At 52.1% G+C, this 18978-nt stretch carries 18 protein-coding genes; 8 read left to right on the top strand and 10 right to left on the bottom strand.

Annotated elements, in window-relative coordinates; genetic code table 11:
• Positions 1 to 34 precede the first annotated feature (34 nt).
• Positions 35 to 610, bottom strand: a complete 576-nt coding sequence (locus JL719_RS05565; RefSeq protein ID WP_033157226.1) for a hypothetical protein — start codon at positions 608 to 610, stop codon at positions 35 to 37.
• 254 nt (positions 611 to 864) lie between these two features.
• Complete coding sequence (modE, locus tag JL719_RS05560; protein WP_033157022.1) at positions 865 to 1704, bottom strand: molybdenum-dependent transcriptional regulator ModE; 840 nt, start codon at positions 1702 to 1704, stop codon at positions 865 to 867.
• Between the two features lie 218 nt (positions 1705 to 1922).
• On the opposite strand from modE, the gene JL719_RS05555 reads away from it, so the two are divergent.
• The 4 genes from JL719_RS05555 to JL719_RS05540 are packed head-to-tail and all read left to right on the top strand — an operon-like array spanning position 1923 to position 5938.
• Positions 1923 to 3419 carry an alginate export family protein gene (locus JL719_RS05555; RefSeq protein WP_033157023.1) on the top strand — a complete coding sequence of 499 codons (1497 nt, stop codon included), beginning with the start codon at positions 1923 to 1925 and terminating at the stop codon, positions 3417 to 3419.
• Positions 3420 to 3445: 26 nt separating this feature from the next.
• Entirely contained in the window at positions 3446 to 4216 is a 771-nt protein-coding gene (gene modA / locus JL719_RS05550; RefSeq protein WP_033157024.1) for a molybdate ABC transporter substrate-binding protein, read from the top strand.
• Between the two features lie 56 nt (positions 4217 to 4272).
• Positions 4273 to 4701 carry a TOBE domain-containing protein gene (locus tag JL719_RS05545; RefSeq protein WP_033157025.1) on the top strand — a complete coding sequence of 143 codons (429 nt, stop codon included), beginning with the start codon at positions 4273 to 4275 and terminating at the stop codon, positions 4699 to 4701.
• 55 nt (positions 4702 to 4756) lie between these two features.
• The gene (locus tag JL719_RS05540) at positions 4757 to 5938 is read left to right on the top strand and encodes a molybdenum ABC transporter ATP-binding protein (RefSeq protein ID WP_051670044.1); all 1182 of its coding nucleotides are present in this window, start codon (positions 4757 to 4759) and stop codon (positions 5936 to 5938) included.
• A 10-nt stretch (positions 5939 to 5948) separates the two neighbouring features.
• On the opposite strand, the gene JL719_RS05535 is transcribed toward JL719_RS05540, so the two are convergent.
• The 3 genes from JL719_RS05535 to JL719_RS05525 all read right to left on the bottom strand — a co-directional run bounded on the left by JL719_RS05535 (position 5949) and on the right by JL719_RS05525 (position 9873).
• Positions 5949 to 6716 (bottom strand): HAD family hydrolase, encoded by a 768-nt coding sequence (locus JL719_RS05535; protein ID WP_033157026.1) that lies wholly within the window; start codon positions 6714 to 6716, stop codon positions 5949 to 5951.
• 350 nt (positions 6717 to 7066) lie between these two features.
• Positions 7067 to 8929: a S8 family serine peptidase gene (locus JL719_RS05530; protein ID WP_225893027.1), complete on the bottom strand. Its 1863-nt coding sequence runs from the start codon at positions 8927 to 8929 to the stop codon at positions 7067 to 7069.
• A gap of 239 nt (positions 8930 to 9168) precedes the next feature.
• Positions 9169 to 9873, bottom strand: coding sequence for a PEP-CTERM sorting domain-containing protein (locus tag JL719_RS05525; RefSeq protein WP_033157027.1), 705 nt, complete (start codon positions 9871 to 9873; stop codon positions 9169 to 9171).
• Positions 9874 to 10642: 769 nt separating this feature from the next.
• On the opposite strand from JL719_RS05525, the gene JL719_RS05520 reads away from it, so the two are divergent.
• Positions 10643 to 11338, top strand: a complete 696-nt coding sequence (locus JL719_RS05520) for a hypothetical protein (RefSeq protein ID WP_051670047.1) — start codon at positions 10643 to 10645, stop codon at positions 11336 to 11338.
• Positions 11339 to 11632: 294 nt separating this feature from the next.
• On the top strand, positions 11633 to 12139 hold the full coding sequence (locus JL719_RS05515) for a glutathione peroxidase (protein ID WP_033157028.1): 507 nt from the start codon (positions 11633 to 11635) through the stop codon (positions 12137 to 12139).
• Here JL719_RS05515 and JL719_RS05510 read toward each other — a convergent pair.
• From JL719_RS05510 to JL719_RS05490, 5 genes are all read right to left on the bottom strand, one after another.
• Positions 12129 to 13310, bottom strand: a complete 1182-nt coding sequence (locus tag JL719_RS05510) for a flagella assembly protein FlgT middle domain-containing protein (protein ID WP_033157029.1) — start codon at positions 13308 to 13310, stop codon at positions 12129 to 12131. The two genes, JL719_RS05515 and JL719_RS05510, sit on opposite strands and share 11 nt — an antisense overlap.
• The gene (locus JL719_RS05505; RefSeq protein WP_033157030.1) at positions 13300 to 13992 is read right to left on the bottom strand and encodes a hypothetical protein; all 693 of its coding nucleotides are present in this window, start codon (positions 13990 to 13992) and stop codon (positions 13300 to 13302) included. Before JL719_RS05505 ends, JL719_RS05510 begins: the two co-directional genes overlap by 11 nt.
• 114 nt (positions 13993 to 14106) lie before the next feature.
• On the bottom strand, positions 14107 to 14448 hold the full coding sequence (gene rsfS / locus JL719_RS05500; RefSeq protein ID WP_033157031.1) for a ribosome silencing factor: 342 nt from the start codon (positions 14446 to 14448) through the stop codon (positions 14107 to 14109).
• The gene (gene nadD, locus JL719_RS05495) at positions 14449 to 15090 is read right to left on the bottom strand and encodes a nicotinate-nucleotide adenylyltransferase (protein ID WP_033157032.1); all 642 of its coding nucleotides are present in this window, start codon (positions 15088 to 15090) and stop codon (positions 14449 to 14451) included.
• A complete protein-coding gene (locus JL719_RS05490) occupies positions 15090 to 16328 on the bottom strand; it encodes a glutamate-5-semialdehyde dehydrogenase (RefSeq protein ID WP_343221783.1) in 1239 nt (412 codons plus the stop codon). Before JL719_RS05490 ends, nadD begins: the two co-directional genes overlap by 1 nt.
• A 215-nt stretch (positions 16329 to 16543) precedes the next feature.
• Here JL719_RS05490 and JL719_RS05485 point away from each other — a divergent pair, with 215 nt between their 5' ends.
• Together JL719_RS05485 and JL719_RS05480 are read left to right on the top strand one after the other, a co-directional pair.
• Positions 16544 to 17656 carry an NADH:flavin oxidoreductase/NADH oxidase gene (locus tag JL719_RS05485; RefSeq protein ID WP_033157034.1) on the top strand — a complete coding sequence of 371 codons (1113 nt, stop codon included), beginning with the start codon at positions 16544 to 16546 and terminating at the stop codon, positions 17654 to 17656.
• An 88-nt stretch (positions 17657 to 17744) separates the two neighbouring features.
• The gene (locus JL719_RS05480) at positions 17745 to 18962 is read left to right on the top strand and encodes an MFS transporter (protein ID WP_033157035.1); all 1218 of its coding nucleotides are present in this window, start codon (positions 17745 to 17747) and stop codon (positions 18960 to 18962) included.
• Positions 18963 to 18978: the final 16 nt, after the last annotated feature.

Genomic DNA, 18978 nt, shown 5'->3' with positions numbered 1-18978 from the left:
GCGCATTCCCCAAAAAAGGTCCGCGGAACCCAACTTAAACCGGCCCAACGGCTAAATCTTTCTTAACCTCAATAGTTTGCGATAAAGCTGTCTCCAAACTGATCGGCTCGGCTTTGATTTTATAGCCCTTGGCTGCCTCATATGCAGTGATGACCTTGTCTTCGCCGGACTGGCCTTTCAGATCGGCTTTTTCGATATAAAGCTCTTCCAGCATCAAATTCCAAACCATGCCTTCCTGATGCGGCAATAAATTGAAGACAACGCCGTCTAAAACGATTTGCGTTGGTTTGGCGATGTTTTGCACGTAAAACAGCGTGACGGTTTCAGGAGTCAAGGCATCCTTATATTTTTCAACGAATACCGGCAGATCCTCCAACTGGAAAAACAGGCCGTTGACAAACAGAATTTTGTCGCTGTCGGCTAATATCGCTGATTGATTGATCACCAGCTCCGGGGTTTTCCGGTCCCGAATATTCGTCGACCCTTCACGCAACTCGCCTTCGACCAACACCAAGTCGCCGCGAAACGCCGAAATGCCGGCTTTGCTGGTTTTGCCAACTAAGGTTGTGATCCATAAAAGCCCTTGGCTGTCGTATTTTTCAAGTAGCATCTGCTTAAATCCCCAATGAAAGGTAATGAATAAAAAGTCGTTAACAGCATGCAAGCAAAACACTTGCCAGGACGATTAAAACCACACCAAACCCATGGTTGAGACGGTTTTTGCTTGGTTTTCTGATGGGAATCATTCGCGGAAACCGGCAGTTTGGCGGCGAAGCGACCCGACAATGTCGCAAACGCGACAATTATCGAATGATGATTATTTAAGATTTGTAGGATTTATAACGAATATCTTTATCGGCCTAGCTAACAGTCGCCGGTAGGCACCAATGCAGCCAAGATCACGGCATTACTCTTAAACACGGCTGTCGCATTGGCGCCAGGTTTGAGTGTAAGAGCCTCAGCGCTAATCTGGGTGATAGTAGCGGCAATGGTTTCGCCACTGGGTAATTGGATAATCACTTCAGAATCCACACCATCAAAATGGATGCGAATCACACGACCAGCCAGACGATTCCGCGCCGACAATCCATGAAACCCAAGATCATCATCACCCAACACCAAAATATCCGGCGCATTGACCAATAACACGGCGTCGCCGCCTACCTTCAATTGCAAATTTACACATGTTGCCAACGGCACACTGGCAACAACTTGCTCTCCCCCCTTCAATGACACAAATACTTCGACGTTTACTGCGCCAGAATTGATCTTGGCAATCGTTCCGAACAGCTGGTTTCCGGCACTGGTTTTAATCACCTGACGTTTCAACAAAAGCATTACATCCGGATCGTCGATCAAGCTTTGATTGAGCTGCTGCAAAAGGGCGCGATGCTGATCCTCTAGGCGGGCAAATAGCTTGAGCAAGGACAAACCCGCCGCCGTTAGCTTGGTACCGCCTCCCTTGCTGCCGCCCGTCGCGGTGGCTACTAAAACCTTCGGAGCCAGATTATTTGCACGCTCTATCATCTGCCACGCACCTTTGTAGCTTAATCCAGCCTGCTTGGCGGCTTGATTGATAGATCCGCTTTGCTCTATTGCCCGTAGCAAGCTGATCATGCGCCGATCCAAAATGCCGGCTAGACGCAATTCACCTTCAAGCCAAGGGAGTTCTAGCGCCTTTGGATTTTTCTCTGGTGTAGACATTATTCAATTATTTATCTGATTTGAACAAAACGGATTGGCAACAAACACTATTTCCCACATTGAAATAAGTTATTTTTGTTTTTCGTTATTTACTTTTGTACATAACGAAAAGTAGACTGCCAACATTCCTTGGCCGTGATGAACACCATAGCAAAGTCATACAAAAGCCAGGACATTATCATAAACCCAAGGCATTTAACCCGCTTAATAGGTAAACCATGGCCCCCAAAAACCGTTATCGCAAAGTCTGTTTTCTCACGGCAATGAGTGCGATCACAACGAACAGCCTCTATATTGACGTAAGTGAAGCGGCGGAAAATAAAACCTACAGCAAGCCGCCCATGGCCGCATTTTCCAGTCAGATACAGGACGCCCTGCTGGGCAACGACAAATTCGAAAAGCCGGTCTGGAATCTGCACGACTCGCTGAATCTGCCAAAATGGCTGGATGCGTCTGTAGAGCAACGCACCCGTTACGAAACGATGGACGGCAACTTCAAGGCCAACGGCCGGGGTGGTGATCAGCAAATCGCCTTGCAAACTGCGCTATGGCTACAAGCGCACATCGCTAAATTCAGGATAGGTGCGGAATTTCTCGATGCACGCGCCTTGGGCGCCGATAGTGGTTCCGGCGTGAATAACACCCACGCGGATGCAGCGGACTTTATTCAAGGTTATCTGGCCTGGGCAGATCAAAACCTGTTTTACAGCGGCATCGGCGCTGAAATTGTGGCGGGGCGGCAAACGCTGAACTTGGGCAGTCGCCGCTTAATTGCCCGCAATGCGATGCGCAACGACATCAACAGTTTTACCGGCGTAAAACTCCGGCTGCTGAATTACGATCAATGGCAATTTACCGGCTTTGTAACGATGCCGGTCAACCGCTACCCGACCGCTTCAGCTGATATTCTCAACGAGGTCCACGAGTTCGACGAAGAAGACACCCACACCTGGTTTTCCGGCGGCTTTTTGGAACTGTACAACTTGGCCTGGGGCGTCAACAGCGAAGTTTATCTATATCATCTCGACGAAGGCGACAGCATCCGCAACCCCACCCGCAATCGCCGCTATTTCACCCCCGGTGTACGATTTTTCCTGAAACCCAAAAAAGCCAATTTCGACTTTCAAACTGAAACTATCGGTCAGCTAGGCACCGTCCGTTCCAGTACTGCCGCCAGCAATGGCCGCGATTTGGAGCACGCTGCCTGGTACCAACATGCCGATGTCGGCTATACCTTCGATGCCTCTTGGTCACCGCGTTTTGCGTTGGAATACGACTATGCCAGCGGTGACGAGAACCCAAACGACAATCAAGACCAACGCTTCGACACCTTGTACGGCGCACGGCGCTTCGAGTTCGGCGCGACGGGTATGTATGGCGCATTCGCCCGCAGCAATATCAGCACGCCTGGTTACAGAATCGCCGCCGCGCCGCGCAGCGATGTGCAGCTTGGACTGAGTCACCGTTTCTATTGGCTGGCATCGGCCAGAGACAGTTGGACGGCAGCCGGTTTGCAAGATAGCAGCGGCCGCAGCGGTGATTTTATCGGTCAACAATTGGAATTGACCGCCCGTTGGGATTTCAACAGCAGCCTAAATTTCGAAACCGGCTGGGCACATCTGTTCAAGGGCGAATTTGCCAAAAAAGCACCGTCGGCACCGACTGTTAAAGACGACGTCGATTACGTTTACGTGCAGAGCCAATTACGGTTTTAGCCGCTTCATCATTAAGGAGAAATAGCATGTCGTTTATCGCTTTAAACCGAATTATTCTGGCCCTATCGCTGGCCGCGCTAAGCGCGATAGCGCAAGCCGAAACGACTTTAGTCGCGGTGGCGGCTAACTTTACCAAGCCAATGACGGAAATCGCCGAGGCATTTGAAAAAGCCAGCGGCCACAGTGCCAAGCTTTCCTTCGGATCGTCCGGCAAATTCGTCGCCCAATTTGAGAACGGCGCGCCGTTTGAGGTGTTTCTATCGGCTGATGACAAAAGCCCGCTGAAACTGGAGCAATCCGGTTTGGCGGTGGCCGGCACCCGCTTTACGTATGCCATCGGCAAGCTGGTACTGTGGTCCAGCAACCCTAGTTATGTGGACGAGCAAGGCCAAATTCTCAGCAAAGGTGACTTCAAACATCTGGCTCTGGCTGATCCGAAACTGGCACCTTACGGCGCAGCGGCAGTGGAAGTCCTGAAAAGCCAAGGTTTATTGAAAAAACTGCAACCCTTATTCGTGCAAGGCGAAAACATCGCCCAAACTCATCAATTTATCAGTACCGGCAACGCCGAGCTGGGCTTTGTGGCTTTATCGCAAGTGATAGAGAACGGCAAAATCGGTTCGGGCTCCGGCTGGACCGTCCCGAAACATCTGCATACTCCCATTCTGCAAGATGCGGTGCTGCTGAAAACCGGCGCGGAAAATCCAGCAGCGCAGGCTTTGCTGGCTTTTCTAAAATCACCGCCGGCATTAGCGATCATCGAGAAATACGGCTATGCCTTACCGGCGGTCAATTAATTTTCCACGCAATACCGTTATGAAACGGACTCCCCCACACTTCACGAGGAATTACTATGAAAACCAGCGCACGTAACCAATTTTCCGGCACCGTTAATCAAGTCATCATCGGTGCCGTCAACGCCGAGGTACATGTTGGCTTAAAAGGTGGTGAAACCATCGTCGCCTCGATCACCAAAGAATCCGTTGAAAACTTGGCCATCGAAACCGGCAAGAAAGTCATCGCGTTGGTTAAAGCGCCGCAAGTGATCGTCGTCACCGATTTCGGCGGTTACCGGATTTCGGCGCGCAACCAGCTGGAAGGCACGATAACTGACGTCAAGCCCGGCGCGGTCAACACCGAAGTGGATATTGCCCTGCCCGGCGGCGACAAAATCGCGGCTACCGTCACCAACGATAGCGTGGAAACCCTGGGGCTGCGTAAAGGCCAAACGGCCACGGCAATATTCAAGGCCGGCGCGGTGATTCTTGGCGTGCAAGGCTAATAAAATGTGCGACCCGGCCACCAAGCCGGGTTGGCTTTAACCACCGGAGGTGGTCATGCTGCTGGAAATGAATGTCAAACTGCGTCGCGGTCATTTCGACCTCAGCACGCAATGTTCGGTGGGCGACATCAGCGTAGGCCTGTTCGGGCAATCCGGCGCCGGAAAAAGCACCTTGCTGGGCTTGATCGCCGGCACTATCCAGCCGCAAAGCGGGCATATCACATTGGACGGCAAGATTTTGTTCGACAGCCGCAAAGGCATCGTAATGCCGCGCGAACAACGGCCGATAGGCGCTGTATTGCAAATCGATTGCGCCGACGCCAGTGAAACCGTGCGCGACAATTTAAGCGCCGCCTATTACCGAACCCTAAAACAGCGCCGGCTATTCAAACCGGACTATCTAATCAACTTACTGGAACTGGGCGCCAACCTGGACCAGCCTATCGAACGGCTCTCGGTTGGTGAGCGCCAGCGCGTGGCGCTAGCCCGTTCCCTGCTGAAATCGCCAAAACTATTACTGTTGGACGAAACCTTCGCCGCCATCGGCGATGGTTACCGCTCGCAACTGCTGCCGATTTTAAAACGCCTGCAAGACGAATTCGGCTTGCCGGTACTGTATGCCAGCCAGTCGCTGGGCGAGATTCTGGAATTGACCGACCAGTTGATCGTGCTGGAACATGGTCAGGTGCTGCGCAGCGGCTCCTTGCGCGAAGTGGCCAAACAACAAGGTATCTTGCGTTACCTTGGTATTCGCCAGATCGACAACATCTTGCCGATCAGTATTCGCAGTCACGATGTCCAGGCGGGTTGCAGTATGGCGGACAGTTTCGGTCTGCCGCTGGCATTGCCGCTACGCCCCCAGTTTGCAATCGGCAGCCACAGCCAGGTATCAATACGCGCCAACGACATCGCTCTGTCTCGGGCCTACATTGATGGCATCTCCATTCAGAATCAACTAAAAGGCCGGATCTGCGCGATCATTCCCAGCGGCGAAAGCCTGATCGTGCAAGTCGATTGCGGGGGGACTTTATTGGTGGAAATTACGCCGGGCGCCTGTCAGAGCATGGCGTTGCGGGAAGGCGACGTGGTGTATTGCCTGATTAAAACTCACGCCATCGTTTATCTGGCCGAGATGGACACCCTACCCTACCAACGCATTGTCAGCCACGGCGACGGCTACTATTATTTGAACAATGCCGGCGTCGACACCCACAGTGTTTTGGAATACCGCTACTGAATTCGGCGGTTTAAACGGCACCCAAACTGTCGCTGAGAAAAGTATCTAAGTGTTGTAGCGCGATTGCTTGCCCCGCTGCAACGGCATGGTCTGCAGCAAGGTTATAACCCCAGAGGGCGAGGAATAATTTCACATCCGCCAACTCCGGATGTTTTTGCACCCCATCGAGTGCCGGTAGGCGATCCTCAGTGAAATAAATCGGCTGGCCTGGATGCTGAGCTTTCAATCCTTTCAGAACCTCAGGTTTGCTGAGCTTGCGGTCCATCCCGAAAATCCTCTCGTCGGCCAATTCAATGTTGTTGGCTCTGAGGATTTCCTTGACGAAGCGTTCTTGCTTGGTCGTAATCACACACCACAAATGCCTCTGGCCCAAGCGCCGCAATTTTTCCGCAACCCCCGGATACAAAGGATTCTTGGCTATCCAATCGGCACGATCACTAGCAATCCAATTGTCGCGAGTATCACCGAACAGCTTTTTCAAATCGTCGATGCTTAAATGGATTTCATCCAGCATCCGTTGCACTTTAGCGGCGTAGTTGGCGTAAATAGCGGCAGTGCTTTTGCCCAAATACATGAGGCGGATGATCAGAATAGCTTCGTAACCCGTCTCGATAATCGGTCGCACTTCGCGAAACTGCTCAACGATAGTCTGAGGTACCGCGTCAGGCATGTCTTTCCAAATAGTAGTGCCGGCTTTCCAGCCGGTGATCGCGGTTTCTACCGCACTGTCGCAGACAACGCCATCAAAATCCAGTGCATAAATAATCGAATCGTTCATTGAAATATGGGTATCCGGAGTCACGGTAAGTGAGCGGTATTGTAACGGATGAAGCGGCGGATAATCTGGATTGCATCGCAAAACTTTCCGGTCATTGTGCCACCCGCAATCATTATTAACCCGACTCTTAAATACTGTTTGCCTTTTATCCTTGAGAGTACTGAGTTAATCGAAAGGTGATCCGACCTGGGCTTCGACGCGCTCAGCCCGTAAAGAATACCCGTGATCAATAGGGCCGGGGTAAGCGCTACGAATCCCGCAAAAAAAAACAGGGGCGGAATACACCCCTGTTTTTAATCGCCTTTACAGTACCGCCAACAAAACAGTTGGCAGTTTTCCGAATACGAAGGCTACTTACTGACGAGAATACTGACGGTACCGGTTTTATTGGCGGTATCGGTGGCAACCGCTTTTATCGAATGGCTGCCGGCAGCCGCTTTCTTGACATTCCAGCTATAGCTCAAGGTTTTGTTAGTCGTAGACGACACCAGCTTGTTATCGATATAAAGCTGCACTTTAGCGACGGCAACGTCGTCATTAGCAGCAGCAGAGATACCCACCACGCTACCACTCAGTTTCGCACCGTTAATCGGGTTAGAAATAGTCACGGTTGGCGCCGCTTGATCCGTGGTGCTTACCGTGGTTTGATTTTGTACGTTCACAGTCACGGCGCTTGATGAACCTTGGTTTCCGGAAGAGTCCGTCGCCACCGCCGTTAAATTGATATTGCCGTTTGCCACAGTCGTGGAATCCCAACTGAAGGTGTAAGGCGCAGTGCCATCTGTTCCGACCAATTTACCCCCTGCGTAAAATGAAACCTGGCTTACGGCGACATTATCGTTAGCGTTAACAGCCACAGAGGTCAAACCACTGACCACAGCGCCAGCGGTTGGAGATGAAATGGCAGCGGTCGGCGCGAGAGTATCTCTAGCCACGGTATTTAGCGCTAATTGCACCGCGGCGTTAGCATTAATACGCCCATAGCCATAGTTTGGATCAAAATTAACGCCGGATACTTTATCGGCAGAATCTTTCAGCACTTTTTCGACATCCGCAGGCACCAAATTCGGATTTGCGGCTTGAATCAACGCGACTACGCCCGCAGTGACCGGGCTAGAAAATGAAGTCCCGTTCCAATTGGCATATCCGCCACCTCTCAAAAGCGTGGCAATAGAAGTGCCGGGAGCGGCGACATCAATAAAGGCGCCAAAATTGGACCAACTGGCTTTCGCATCATTCCAATCGCTTGCTGAAACAGAAATCATGTAGGGATTATCGGTATATCCGGGATCGACTCCGTCGTTGGCGCCTGCAACAACCACTAATCCGCCTTTGGCATTCATATACTGCGCTGCCGATGACACGGCCGAACTAGCACTCACACCGTAGCTAATATTCGCGACATCGGCACCATTATCTGCCGCCCAACTCAAACCCCTAGCTATATCGCTCCAATAAGCGTATCCCGTAGAATCGTTAGTAATCCTCACCGGCATCACTTTAGCATTCCAGGCCACGCCGGCAACCCCAATAGCGTTATCGGTGACAGCCGCCGCTGTACCGGCAACAGCCGTACCATGACCATTGATGTCAGAGGTATCAGAGCCGCCGTCCACGGCATTCCAGCCCGGAATCATATGATTAGCCAAATCCGGATGCGAACCATCAACGCCACTATCCAATACAGCTATTGTAATGCCATCAGCTTTGGAAACATCCCAAGCCCCAGGCATTTGTATTTTTGCTAAATGCCACGCACCGGCAAAATTCGGATCATTCGGGGTAGTCGTACTCATGGGCTGAACCATATCCAGCTCAGCGAACTCGATATGGGGATTTTTTGATAATGCCCGTACCACCGCTTCTTCCGCTTGTTCAGGAACGCTAACGATATGAACCGGCAAATTGCCGATCTTTTCGCTGCTTTTACCTTGATTGCCCCGCAGAATTTTTTCAAACTCCGCATCCGACAAACCCGCATTGGGTTTAACTAAAATTTGCCCTGGTTTCCAGGTTTTGGCGACGTTACCAGCTGACGCCGGCAACTGATGCATATCCTGATTTATTTGCAAAATTTCCTGATCCAGCAGGTATTTATCAAGATAAATGATTGCGGGCACTGCCAATAACGCTACGCCTAAAGTGATGTATAAATTTTTTTTGTTCATGACTGTTCCCCTCGTTTTTATTTTGAATGTCCAAATCTTAAACACCTCATCCTTGGCTTCTTTGCCTTGAGGCTTTCTGAACGTAAGCTAATTTGAATGTTCGGAATCAGCTTTCTGCTTGGAAGAAAGTCTAAAAAAACTGGGCTGCCATTACTGTGACTTTGCTTTCAGAATCACCATAACAACAATGGGGTAACACCTGTTGCTGAAGCTACCAGACAATTTCTGGAAAAAAAAACGCCGGTTTAACCGGCGTTTTTTAGGTGTGTAAACAAATCGGACAATCAGACTTTGCTTTTACGTGACAAACCCATGCCCAACAAGCCCATACCCAGCAAAGCCACAACACTTGGCTCGGGCACGCTGCCTTGGCTACCGCCGCCGCCGCGTGTGTAATTGCCTATAAGGAAACCGCTATCGGAACAACCTGCACAACCTGCCGTACTTAGTGATTGCAAATGAGCACCCAATTGACCGGCAGGTAACGTAGCTTCCGAGCTCTGTAGTGCTGCTGCGGAATAAAAATCATCCAAAGTCCAATTACGGTTTAAGGTTGCGGTAAACGACAAATTCACGGCATTAGTGACGTTGTTTCCGTTACCTGGCGGATCAACAGCTTCAAAAAGAAACGTGGGATTGAAGTTCCCTCCACCTACTGTCGATGCTGGACTGTTGATAACCCAACCCGCTGGCGAAAACCCACCAAAAAGAACATTGGCAGCATTAACCGAAGATCCCAGATTGAAATAAAACTCATCGAGCTTTGCATTTGGATGCAGAGGCGAAGCGATATCTACTGTCCAAGTAGCTACAGTGTCAAGGACATTTATGCCGACGTTGATGAACAGGTTATCCGGATTATCGGTTCTTGGATCGCCTGTTAGGCTACCCGCTACGCTAAATGAGGCCGCTTGAGCGCCTCCTCCGAAAATTGCGGCTGACGATAAAAATCCCGCCAACAGTATGTGTTTAATCGTTTTGGTTTCCATAATTCCCCCCTAATATAAAAATCTGTACAGTCCTTTTGAATACTTTCTTTGGTTAAGTTTCCGTTAGGCATTCCACGAAATCGTACGATTATTAAGCAAATAGGAAGCCAAGAATAATTTAAATTTATAAAACAATTGCTTAAATAAAAATCATCCTATCAAAACAATTTCAACCACCACGAACTGTAAATTTTTACGTCAGCATTTGCTTACATTACCGTGCATTACAATTCAAACCTACCTGAGCATCAACTAAGAAAAACTGCGTCGTGGCATCAACTTAATCGGTTTTTCCCCAGGGATTTTCATTAAGTTTTTGCAAATCCAATGCCAGAGCGCTTTTGCAAAGCAATTTCAGGAAAAAATCCCGACGCATTGTCATAAAAATTTAACAATACCCCGAACCGCAATTTTCATTTGGAAATTCAGCATTTTTGCCTGTAAAAAAAACTGACACAACACGTGCACTGTTGAATGTTTTGCAAGTCATGATCGATTGACCCAATCGAATAAATTGAAACTTCGTTTTTTCAATATAGAAAAGCTAACACGGGCAATGCGCCTTGGCTATTGCTGACCAAGCGCGGGCCTTGCGACTCGACAAATCAACTATTTCAACGATCTATGGTATAAAGCGCTGCGATTTAATCGTAGCGCTTCCATCATGCTTTGGAATACAAGCCGCGGAAGCTATGCCTAGAAAGCCAATCGGTAACGCTGTAGGTGTTAGTTAGTTTTGGATTAATAACAATATTGAGGGGGACAAATCATGATAGAACTTCTGGTAATCTTAGGGCTGGCAGTAGTCGGTTGGCTGGTCTGGAAAGGCAAACTAAAACTCAAGCCCATCGGCAAGACGCCGGAGAATAAACAGGCGACACCACCTCAACCTGCAGCTTCCCGTGCAGCCAATTCCCCTTCGCAACCGAATACCGCGTCGCCAACCACTCCAATAGCGCAAGAAATCGAGCCCCCGGTAGAGCCTCCCATCCAAGCGCCTGAACCAATTGTCGAACCCGCGCCACAGGCGCCAATCGTCACAGCCGTTATCGAAGAGCCGAGAACACCGACGAAAGAAGAGCCGGTAATCACAATACCGGAAGATTCAGTATTAAAACGCCATTATCTGGCAGCCTTGCAAGCGGAGAAAGAGACCCTCAGCAATCCCTATCCCACCGACTCCGTGCTGCGCCGTCACTACGAAACGCTGCACAAAATCGCATCGCCTCAGCATTCACAAGCGGTGGACGAATCGGCGCCCTCCCAGCCGGAAGCTGCGGCCCAGCCAGCCAGCCCTGTAGAAGCGGTTCTGCCTGAAGATTCGTCAGTGCAGACGCAGGACCTTGAGCAATTACGCCGCGAAATTGCAGCCGAATTGCCAACACCGCCTACCGACTCGGTGTTGAAACGCCACTATGACAGCTTACTGCAAACCAAACTGCAACAACGGCTAGCCTCACAATAGGCACTGAGAAATCTCCGCAGGTTTCAACAGCCGCCCGTACGCCAGGACGCTATGGGCGGTCGTCCCGCGAAAGAGTTGCCTAGGCGGTATACCTTCAAAGCCCATTAAAATTCCTGTTAAGCCCCCATGCGAATATGGGTATGTTGGCACTACAGATTTTTGACAATCCGATGAATAACGGTATGCTCTGCAAATGTTTGTCTATGCATCTTGATGGGGATACATAGGCTTTAAGAAGCGCCATCCCAACGTTTACAACAAGCACAAGTAATTCCATAACGAACCAGCATTAGCATGAATGACATATACCAATTCTCGGCCACTAACATTAACGGTGAAACTGTCGCTTTGGCAGATTACCGCGGAAAAGTGCTGCTAATCGTCAACACTGCCAGTCGATGCGGCTTTACCCCGCAGTTCCGTGGCTTGGAAGCGCTATACCAGACCTATAAAAGCCGCGGCTTAGTGATCCTAGGGTTTCCGTGTAATCAATTCGGCCAGCAGGAACCAGGCGATAGCCAAGAAATTGCCAGCTTTTGCGAACTGAACTATGGCGTTAGCTTCCCAATGTTCGAAAAAATCGACGTTAACGGTAACCACGCACATCCGCTGTTCGAGTATTTGAAAACCTCAGCCCCGGGCATCCTGGGTTTAAATGCCATTAAATGGAATTTCAGCAAATTTCTGGTCGGCCGAGATGGCAAGGTTTTTAAACGCTATGCGCCGATAGACACGCCGGCAGGTATCAGTAAAGACATAGAACGCTTACTGAGTTTGAGCGACGCCCCCGTTAAGGCGTAGCAAAACTTTTCACCCAGTCGCCCGGCCTTACTGCACCGGCAACCGCCGAAGAATCAAGAGTACCCGCCGCCGTAGCAGCACTAACGTCGGTTATCGTCAAGATACCTTGCGACTCACCCAAACCCGCTCCCGACGTACCGCCGGCGGACGCCGAATAAATCATCAGCTTATCACCGACTCTGATTTTATCCTGGGCGCCGGCGGCAATCACGATCCGGTTGTTGCCGGCTTGTATCACCCGGGTGGTAAAGGGATAGCAGCCGAATAATTTGTGAATATCTTCACTAGCCTGCTGAATGATCTCGCTGATGGCGTGACCGGCCGACGTGGAGTTGAAACGCTCGCTACCCACCGTATAGCCGCTCGGCAGCGAGACGTCGCCCAGGATAGAATCGGTGTAACGATGTTGAAACAGCAAGGCACCGCTAAAACCGTCGTAAACAAATACGTCAATCCCAACACTACGGCGAGCGACAAAATCCCTGACCATGGATTTTAAGTCCGCCAGAGCGCCGCTGCCGCGCACGTATTCTGTGGATTCCACCCGAAAATCGCGAATCACGCCGGACAACACAAATTGCGCGTTCTGCTGTTTGGCGATATTCACAATAACCGATTCAGGCGTACCCTCGGCAAAGCGAATCTCCGGTGCCATATCGGGCCGGCTATATAAAGAGGTATTGGTCAGATTACGGCCGATAAAATCGCCGGTTTCCATCAACTGGTTATTAATCTCTCGGGGAATGCCGCTGTATAAATCCTGGCTTTCGCTGCCGCTGATTTGATCGGCATTCATGACCGGAAAGCCGGTGGCGACGATTTTTTTCCGATAAGGCGAACCGCAACGCTGCTTATCGGACAATACTGCCAGCACCTGCACATGATAAAGATCGGCATCCTGCCATTCGTCGACCACCTTAATATCACTAACCAGCATCGCCGAGTGATTGTTGCGTTTAAGCTGCATAGATGCCTGATGCACCGCATCGTCGATAGCCGCGCGGCGGGCTGCTTCGATACCCCCGCCAACGATTGGCGCACTGCCTTGCACGCTGACCTGCTGGCCGGACACGGCAACGCCATTCTCATCGCCGCCCCGCTTACTATTACCGCTGCTGCATGCAGCCAGCAAAGCGATCAGTAACACTGTTAGCAAGTTTTTATAAGGCACTATAAAATCCGTTGATCAACAAATACTGAAATATCGTCCGCAAGCCGGTGTTGGCTATCCATTCCAAATCGTAAAGACCGGCTTCCAGCAAAGTATCGTCCACGACATTGGGCTTTTTGGAAAAGCCAGACACATAATATTGATCGCTACAATCGCGTGCGCCGCAGGCCAGGTTGGCCGAAGTCACCGTTGCTGTTTTATAGCCCAGCCGGGTAAACGCCAGCTTGTTATCTTCCTGCAGACACTGGCCGACGACATAGGTATCGCCGGACATGCATTGGTAAAAACGCGGGCTAAGACGCAATTCCAGCGTTGTTTTTAAATTGTCTCTGACAGTCCGGTAATCGGCGGCACGCGCTTCGCGTAAATAACTATCCAGATAAACCCGGTAGACCTCGTCACGCATCACTTGAGCGCCGACCGTGGTTTGATTGCCCAATTTTTCTTGATACAGCAAATCCGCCAAGCCGCGATAGGCATCCAGTTTGGCAGCTTGTTGCGCTTGTAACCAGCGTTGATTGAACGCCAGCTTGCCGCTATCGTCGAAACGGCTATAACCACTAGCGCGCAGGGTTTTGCCGGCTGACTGCGACGGCGCCTCGGCACTTTTGCCGCCCACGGACGCGCACCCCGTCGCGACTGCCATGATCAACAGCAAACAGATTGTCTTAAACGCTTTCATAACCCCTCCTCCTACTCGCCTAAGTCATCGACTACTTGGGCTTTTTCTTGAGGGCGGATGACAAATTATGCCCTTGAGCCGGTTGAAATTTCTTTCGGCAAATCGCGGCAAAAACTAACCGTGCGTCTTGTCGCCGGCCACTGACCAGAGTTTTTCCAGCTGATACAGTTCGCGGGCCTGACCGGTCATCACATGCACGATCACATCACCCAAATCCAACAAAATCCAGTCAGAACTTTGATCGCCTTCCAATCCCAGCGGCTGCTGCCCCTGCTCCTTGACCTTTTCCACTACATAATCACACAGCGATTTGGCGTGCCGAGACGAGGTACCGGTGGCGATGACCATATAATCGGTAATACTGGTTTTGCCACGCACATCGATAGTCTTGATGTTAAGGCCTTTGCGGTCGTCGAGCTCGGTTTCGACCAGCTTAAGTAATGCTTCTGTTTGCATTCAATTTCCTGTGTGATGAATGAGGGGTTGATATAAATAATGCCTGCGAATCAATTCGATGACCCGGTCGGGCAGTAAAAATTGTGGATCGCGTCCGGCCGCCACCAGTTCGCGGATTGCGGTAGCGGAAATCGCCAGCGCGGTGACTTCCTGGAAGGTTAACAGTCCTGCATTCTGCCGGCTTAATTGGGCTCGGTCTTCGGCAATTCGTTGTTGTAAAAACGCCGATAGCGCCGATCCGGCATAGCCGGGGCGAGTCATCACCACGATGTGCGCATAATCGAATAAACGTTGCCATTGATGCCAACGTTCCAAACCGGCAAAGGCATCGGCGCCGATAAACAACAGCAAAGGCGTATCGCCCATTTCGTTGCGTAAGGAATGCAACGTATCCACCATATACGATGGCCCCGCCCTATCCAACTCGCGCCGATCAACGCTAAAGCCGCGAGTATCGGCGACGGAGGCTTCCAGCATTTGCAAACGCAGGTGCGCCGGCACGTCGGGTTCGTCTCGGTGTGCCGGCACCCGGCAAGGAATCAAGCGCAGCTGCTCCAATTCAAACAGCTCTTTCACTTCCAGCGCGGTGCGCAAATGGCCGTAATGGACCGGATTGAACGTGCCGCCGTAAACCCCGATCATTATTGGCGGATATGCCCGTCGCCCAGCACGATGAATTTCAACGAGGTCAGACCATGCAAGCCAACCGGACCGCGCGCGTGCAATTTATCGGTACTGATGCCAATCTCCGCACCCAAACCGTATTCAAAGCCGTCGGCAAAACGGGTAGAAGCATTGACCATCACCGAGCTGGAATCCACTTCCCGCAAAAAGCGCCGCGCCAAGGTGTAATCCTCGGTGACGATGGCCTCGGTATGAGCCGAGCTGTAAGTATTGATATGAGCTATCGCTTCGTCAATGTCGGCGACAATCTTGATGGACAAAATCGGCGCCAGATATTCAGTATGCCAATCTTCTTCTGTCGCCCGTACGGCGTTTTTGATCAGAGAACAGGTTTTCAAGCAACCGCGCAGTTCCACGTTTTTTGCCGCATATTGTTCGGCTAGAATCGGCAACACCGTTGCGGCGATGCTTTCCGCCACCAACAAAGTCTCCATCGCATTACAAACGCCGTAGCGATGGGTTTTCGCGTTAATCGCTATCGCCACGGCCTTATCAAGATCGGCCTTACCGTCGATGTAGACATGGCAAATGCCGTCCAGGTGTTTGATGACCGGGATGGTGGCTTCGCCACTGATCCGTTCGATCAGGCTTTTGCCGCCACGCGGCACGATCACGTCAACATAATCCTTCATCGTAATCAGCTCGCCGACTGCGGCCCTATCGGTGGTTTCCACCACTTGCACCGCTTGCTGCGGCAAACCGGCAGCCGCCAAACCGCTGGCGATGCACACCGCAATCGCGCGATTGGAATGAATCGACTCGGAACCGCCACGTAAAATACAGGCGTTGCCCGACTTCAAGCACAAGGCCGCCGCATCGACAGTAACGTTAGGCCGCGATTCGTAAATAATGCCGATCACACCCAAGGGCACGCGCATCTGTCCAACCTGAATCCCGCTGGGCTGATAGTTAAGATTGGTAATTTCTCCGACCGGATCGGGCAGCGCGGCAACCTGCTTCAGGCCGTCTATCATCGCTTGGATACGGGCTGGTGTCAGTTCCAGACGATCCAGCGACGCCGGATCCATACCGTTCTGTTTGCCGGCTTCCAAGTCTTTGCGGTTTTCGCTGGCTATTTCGGCGCTACCGGCGGCGATAGCCTCGGCAATTTTCAATAACGCGCTATTTTTCCGCCCGCTCTCGGCCTTGCTGATCTCGCGGCCGGCCACTCTGGCCTGTTGCCCCAATTGCTGCATGTACTGTTTAACGTCCACAATTATCGACCCGATGAATTGGAAAAGCCGGCATTATAGCAAGCCGGGCCAAGTTACAACGAATGCGACAAATTCAACGCCCTTTCCTGCCGTAAATTCGGCACTGCACGACAGAGCCCTTCCCATTGCCAAGCCGGAACCGAGCTCGTAGACTGCAACATTGGATTAACACCCACTTTATTCAAAGGTACCCTGATATGAGTCAGCTTTTTTCGCCGTATTCCCTCGGCTCAGTTACGCTGCGCAACCGTATCGTCATCGCGCCGATGTGCCAGTACTCGGCGGTTAACGGCGAAGCCGGCGATTGGCATTTAATGCACCTGGGCAATTTGGCGATGTCCGGCGCCGGCTTGTTGATTATCGAAGCCACAGCCGTAGAACCGGAAGGCCGCATCTCGCCGGCCGATCTCGGCCTCTGGTCGGACGACACCGAAGCCGCTTTGGCCCGGGTTTTAACTGCGGTGCGAAAATATTCGCAGATACCGATAGCGATTCAGTTGGCGCACGCCGGCCGCAAGGCTTCCACCGCCGCGCCCTGGGACGGCGGCGGCCTGGTCAATATCGAACAGGGCGGTTGGCAAACCGTGGCACCGTCGGCACTGCCTTTTATGCCGGACGACCCCGCGCCGACTGCGCTCGATGCCAACGGATTGCAACGCATGGTGCAGGCGTTTGTATCTGCGGCAAAGCGCGCGCATAAGCTAGGGCTCGACGCCATCGAGATACACGCCGCCCACGGCTATTTGCTGCACGAATTCCTCTCGCCCTTATCCAATCAGCGTGACGACGAATACGGCGGCTCGCTGGAAAACCGGATGCGTTTCCCGTTGGCGGTATTCGACGCGATGCGGGCTGCCGTGCCTATGCACATGCCCATCGGCGTGCGAATTTCCGCGACCGATTGGGTGGACGGCGGCTGGGACTTGGCGCAAAGCGTGATCTTTGCCAAAGCCTTGCAAGCACGCGGCTGCGCGTTTATCCATGTCTCCAGCGGCGGCCTGTCGCCGTTGCAAAAAATCCCGGTCGGTCCTCATTACCAAGTGCCGCTGGCGGCTAGCATCCGCGCTGAGACCGGCCTGCCCACCATCACCGTCGGCCTGATCACCGAAGCGGAAGACGCCGAAGCCATCGTCGCCGACGGCCAGGCCGATATGGTGGGCTTGGCGCGCGGCATACTTTACGATCCACGCTGGCCCTGGCATGCCGCCGCCAAACTGGGTGCCCAAGTCGCAGCGCCGCCGCAATACTGGCGCTGTCAGCCCCGCGAACAAAAGGCTTTATTTGGCGACATTCGCTTTCGGCAACGCTAAGACTTTGACTGGCTTAACCAAGTCAATCAGTCACATAATAAATTCGCCCATGCAGCTGTAGCCGGCTGTATTTAAACATTGGATATTCATGCATTTTTTAGGCACTTCAAACCCCGCTTTTCTAAAACTGTTGACGTTTCGCGTACTGATCGTGCTGGCCTATCAAATCGTGGCGATTGTGGTGGGTTGGCATATCTACGAACTGACGCACGACCCGCTGGCCTTGGGCCTGATAGGCCTGGCCGAAGTGATCCCGTATTTTTGCAGCGCGCTGTTCGCCGGTTATGCCGTCGATCATTATTCAAGGCGCTGGTTCGCGATTTCAGCGTGTTTGCTGTTATGCCTCAACGCCCTGACCTTGACCGCCATCGCGGCGCAATGGATTCCCGACAATCCGCTGGTATTGATGTACGGCTCCATAGCCGTCACCGGCGTGGCGCGGGCTTTTATCGGCCCATCTTACAGCGCACTGTTCGCCCTGGTTTTGCAACGCGAACAGTATGCGCGCGCTGCCGGCCTAGGAAGCTCGGTGTTTCAGTTTGCTTTAGTCGCCGGCCCGGCACTGGGTGGGATTCTGGTCGGCTGGGCCGGCAAAACCGTGGCTTATGGCATTTCCGGTGGTTTATGCGTACTGGCCGCACTGGCTTTGCTGTCCTTACGCATCAAGGAACCGCCGGCAGCGGAAAGCGCGCCGATTTTTACCAGCATCGCCGAAGGCCTGCGCTTTGTATTCAATAACCAGATCATCCTCGGCGCGCAGTCGCTAGACATGTTTGCAGTGTTGTTTGGCGGCGCGGTCGCCATGCTGCCGGCGTTTATCCACGACATATTTCATTACGGCCCGGAAGGCCTGGGGATTTTACGCGCCGCACCGGCCGTTGGCGCCGTGATGACCGGCTTGTTTCTGGCCCGGCATCCCCTCAACAAGCACGCCGGGCGCTGGTTATTGATAGCCGTGGCCGGCTTTGGCTTGTGCATGATCGGCTTCGCACTATCGACGAATTTTTGGGTCGCAGGCCTGGCTTTACTGTTGTCTGGAATTTGCGACGGGGTATCGGTGGTGATGCGCACTACCATCATGCAATTGGCCACACCAGACGCGATGCGCGGCAGAGTAGCGGCGATTAACGGCATATTCATCGGCTCGTCTAACGAGCTTGGCGCGTTTGAATCCGGGGTTGCCGCGCGACTGCTGGGCTTGGTGCCGTCAGTAGTGTTTGGCGGTGCTATGACGCTGTTGGTGGTGGCGGTTACGGCAAAATACGCGCCTAAACTACGCAGGCTGGAGCTTGATCAGCTCCAGTAATCTTCGTGTAAATTGC

Origin of the sequence: Methylomonas sp. LW13, from assembly GCF_016865255.1 — a bacterium.
Taxonomy (GTDB): domain Bacteria; phylum Pseudomonadota; class Gammaproteobacteria; order Methylococcales; family Methylomonadaceae; genus Methylomonas.
Note: the sequence above shows the minus strand (reverse complement) of the source record. Positions and strands in the feature narration are given on the sequence as shown.

What these genes read in the sequence shown, in the direction of transcription:
- JL719_RS05565 (WP_033157226.1), bottom strand. Translation starts at nt 610, where the DNA reads ATGCTACTTGAAAAATACGACAGCCAAGGGCTTTTATGGATCACAACC.
- modE (WP_033157022.1), bottom strand. Translation starts at nt 1,704, where the DNA reads ATGTCTACACCAGAGAAAAATCCAAAGGCGCTAGAACTCCCTTGGCTT.
- JL719_RS05555 (WP_033157023.1), top strand. Translation starts at nt 1,923, where the DNA reads ATGGCCCCCAAAAACCGTTATCGCAAAGTCTGTTTTCTCACGGCAATG.
- modA (WP_033157024.1), top strand. Translation starts at nt 3,446, where the DNA reads ATGTCGTTTATCGCTTTAAACCGAATTATTCTGGCCCTATCGCTGGCC.
- JL719_RS05545 (WP_033157025.1), top strand. Translation starts at nt 4,273, where the DNA reads ATGAAAACCAGCGCACGTAACCAATTTTCCGGCACCGTTAATCAAGTC.
- JL719_RS05540 (WP_051670044.1), top strand. Translation starts at nt 4,757, where the DNA reads ATGCTGCTGGAAATGAATGTCAAACTGCGTCGCGGTCATTTCGACCTC.
- JL719_RS05535 (WP_033157026.1), bottom strand. Translation starts at nt 6,716, where the DNA reads ATGAACGATTCGATTATTTATGCACTGGATTTTGATGGCGTTGTCTGC.
- JL719_RS05525 (WP_033157027.1), bottom strand. Translation starts at nt 9,873, where the DNA reads ATGGAAACCAAAACGATTAAACACATACTGTTGGCGGGATTTTTATCG.
- JL719_RS05520 (WP_051670047.1), top strand. Translation starts at nt 10,643, where the DNA reads ATGATAGAACTTCTGGTAATCTTAGGGCTGGCAGTAGTCGGTTGGCTG.
- JL719_RS05515 (WP_033157028.1), top strand. Translation starts at nt 11,633, where the DNA reads ATGAATGACATATACCAATTCTCGGCCACTAACATTAACGGTGAAACT.
- JL719_RS05505 (WP_033157030.1), bottom strand. Translation starts at nt 13,992, where the DNA reads ATGAAAGCGTTTAAGACAATCTGTTTGCTGTTGATCATGGCAGTCGCG.
- rsfS (WP_033157031.1), bottom strand. Translation starts at nt 14,448, where the DNA reads ATGCAAACAGAAGCATTACTTAAGCTGGTCGAAACCGAGCTCGACGAC.
- nadD (WP_033157032.1), bottom strand. Translation starts at nt 15,090, where the DNA reads ATGATCGGGGTTTACGGCGGCACGTTCAATCCGGTCCATTACGGCCAT.
- JL719_RS05490 (WP_343221783.1), bottom strand. Translation starts at nt 16,328, where the DNA reads ATGCAGCAATTGGGGCAACAGGCCAGAGTGGCCGGCCGCGAGATCAGC.
- JL719_RS05485 (WP_033157034.1), top strand. Translation starts at nt 16,544, where the DNA reads ATGAGTCAGCTTTTTTCGCCGTATTCCCTCGGCTCAGTTACGCTGCGC.
- JL719_RS05480 (WP_033157035.1), top strand. Translation starts at nt 17,745, where the DNA reads ATGCATTTTTTAGGCACTTCAAACCCCGCTTTTCTAAAACTGTTGACG.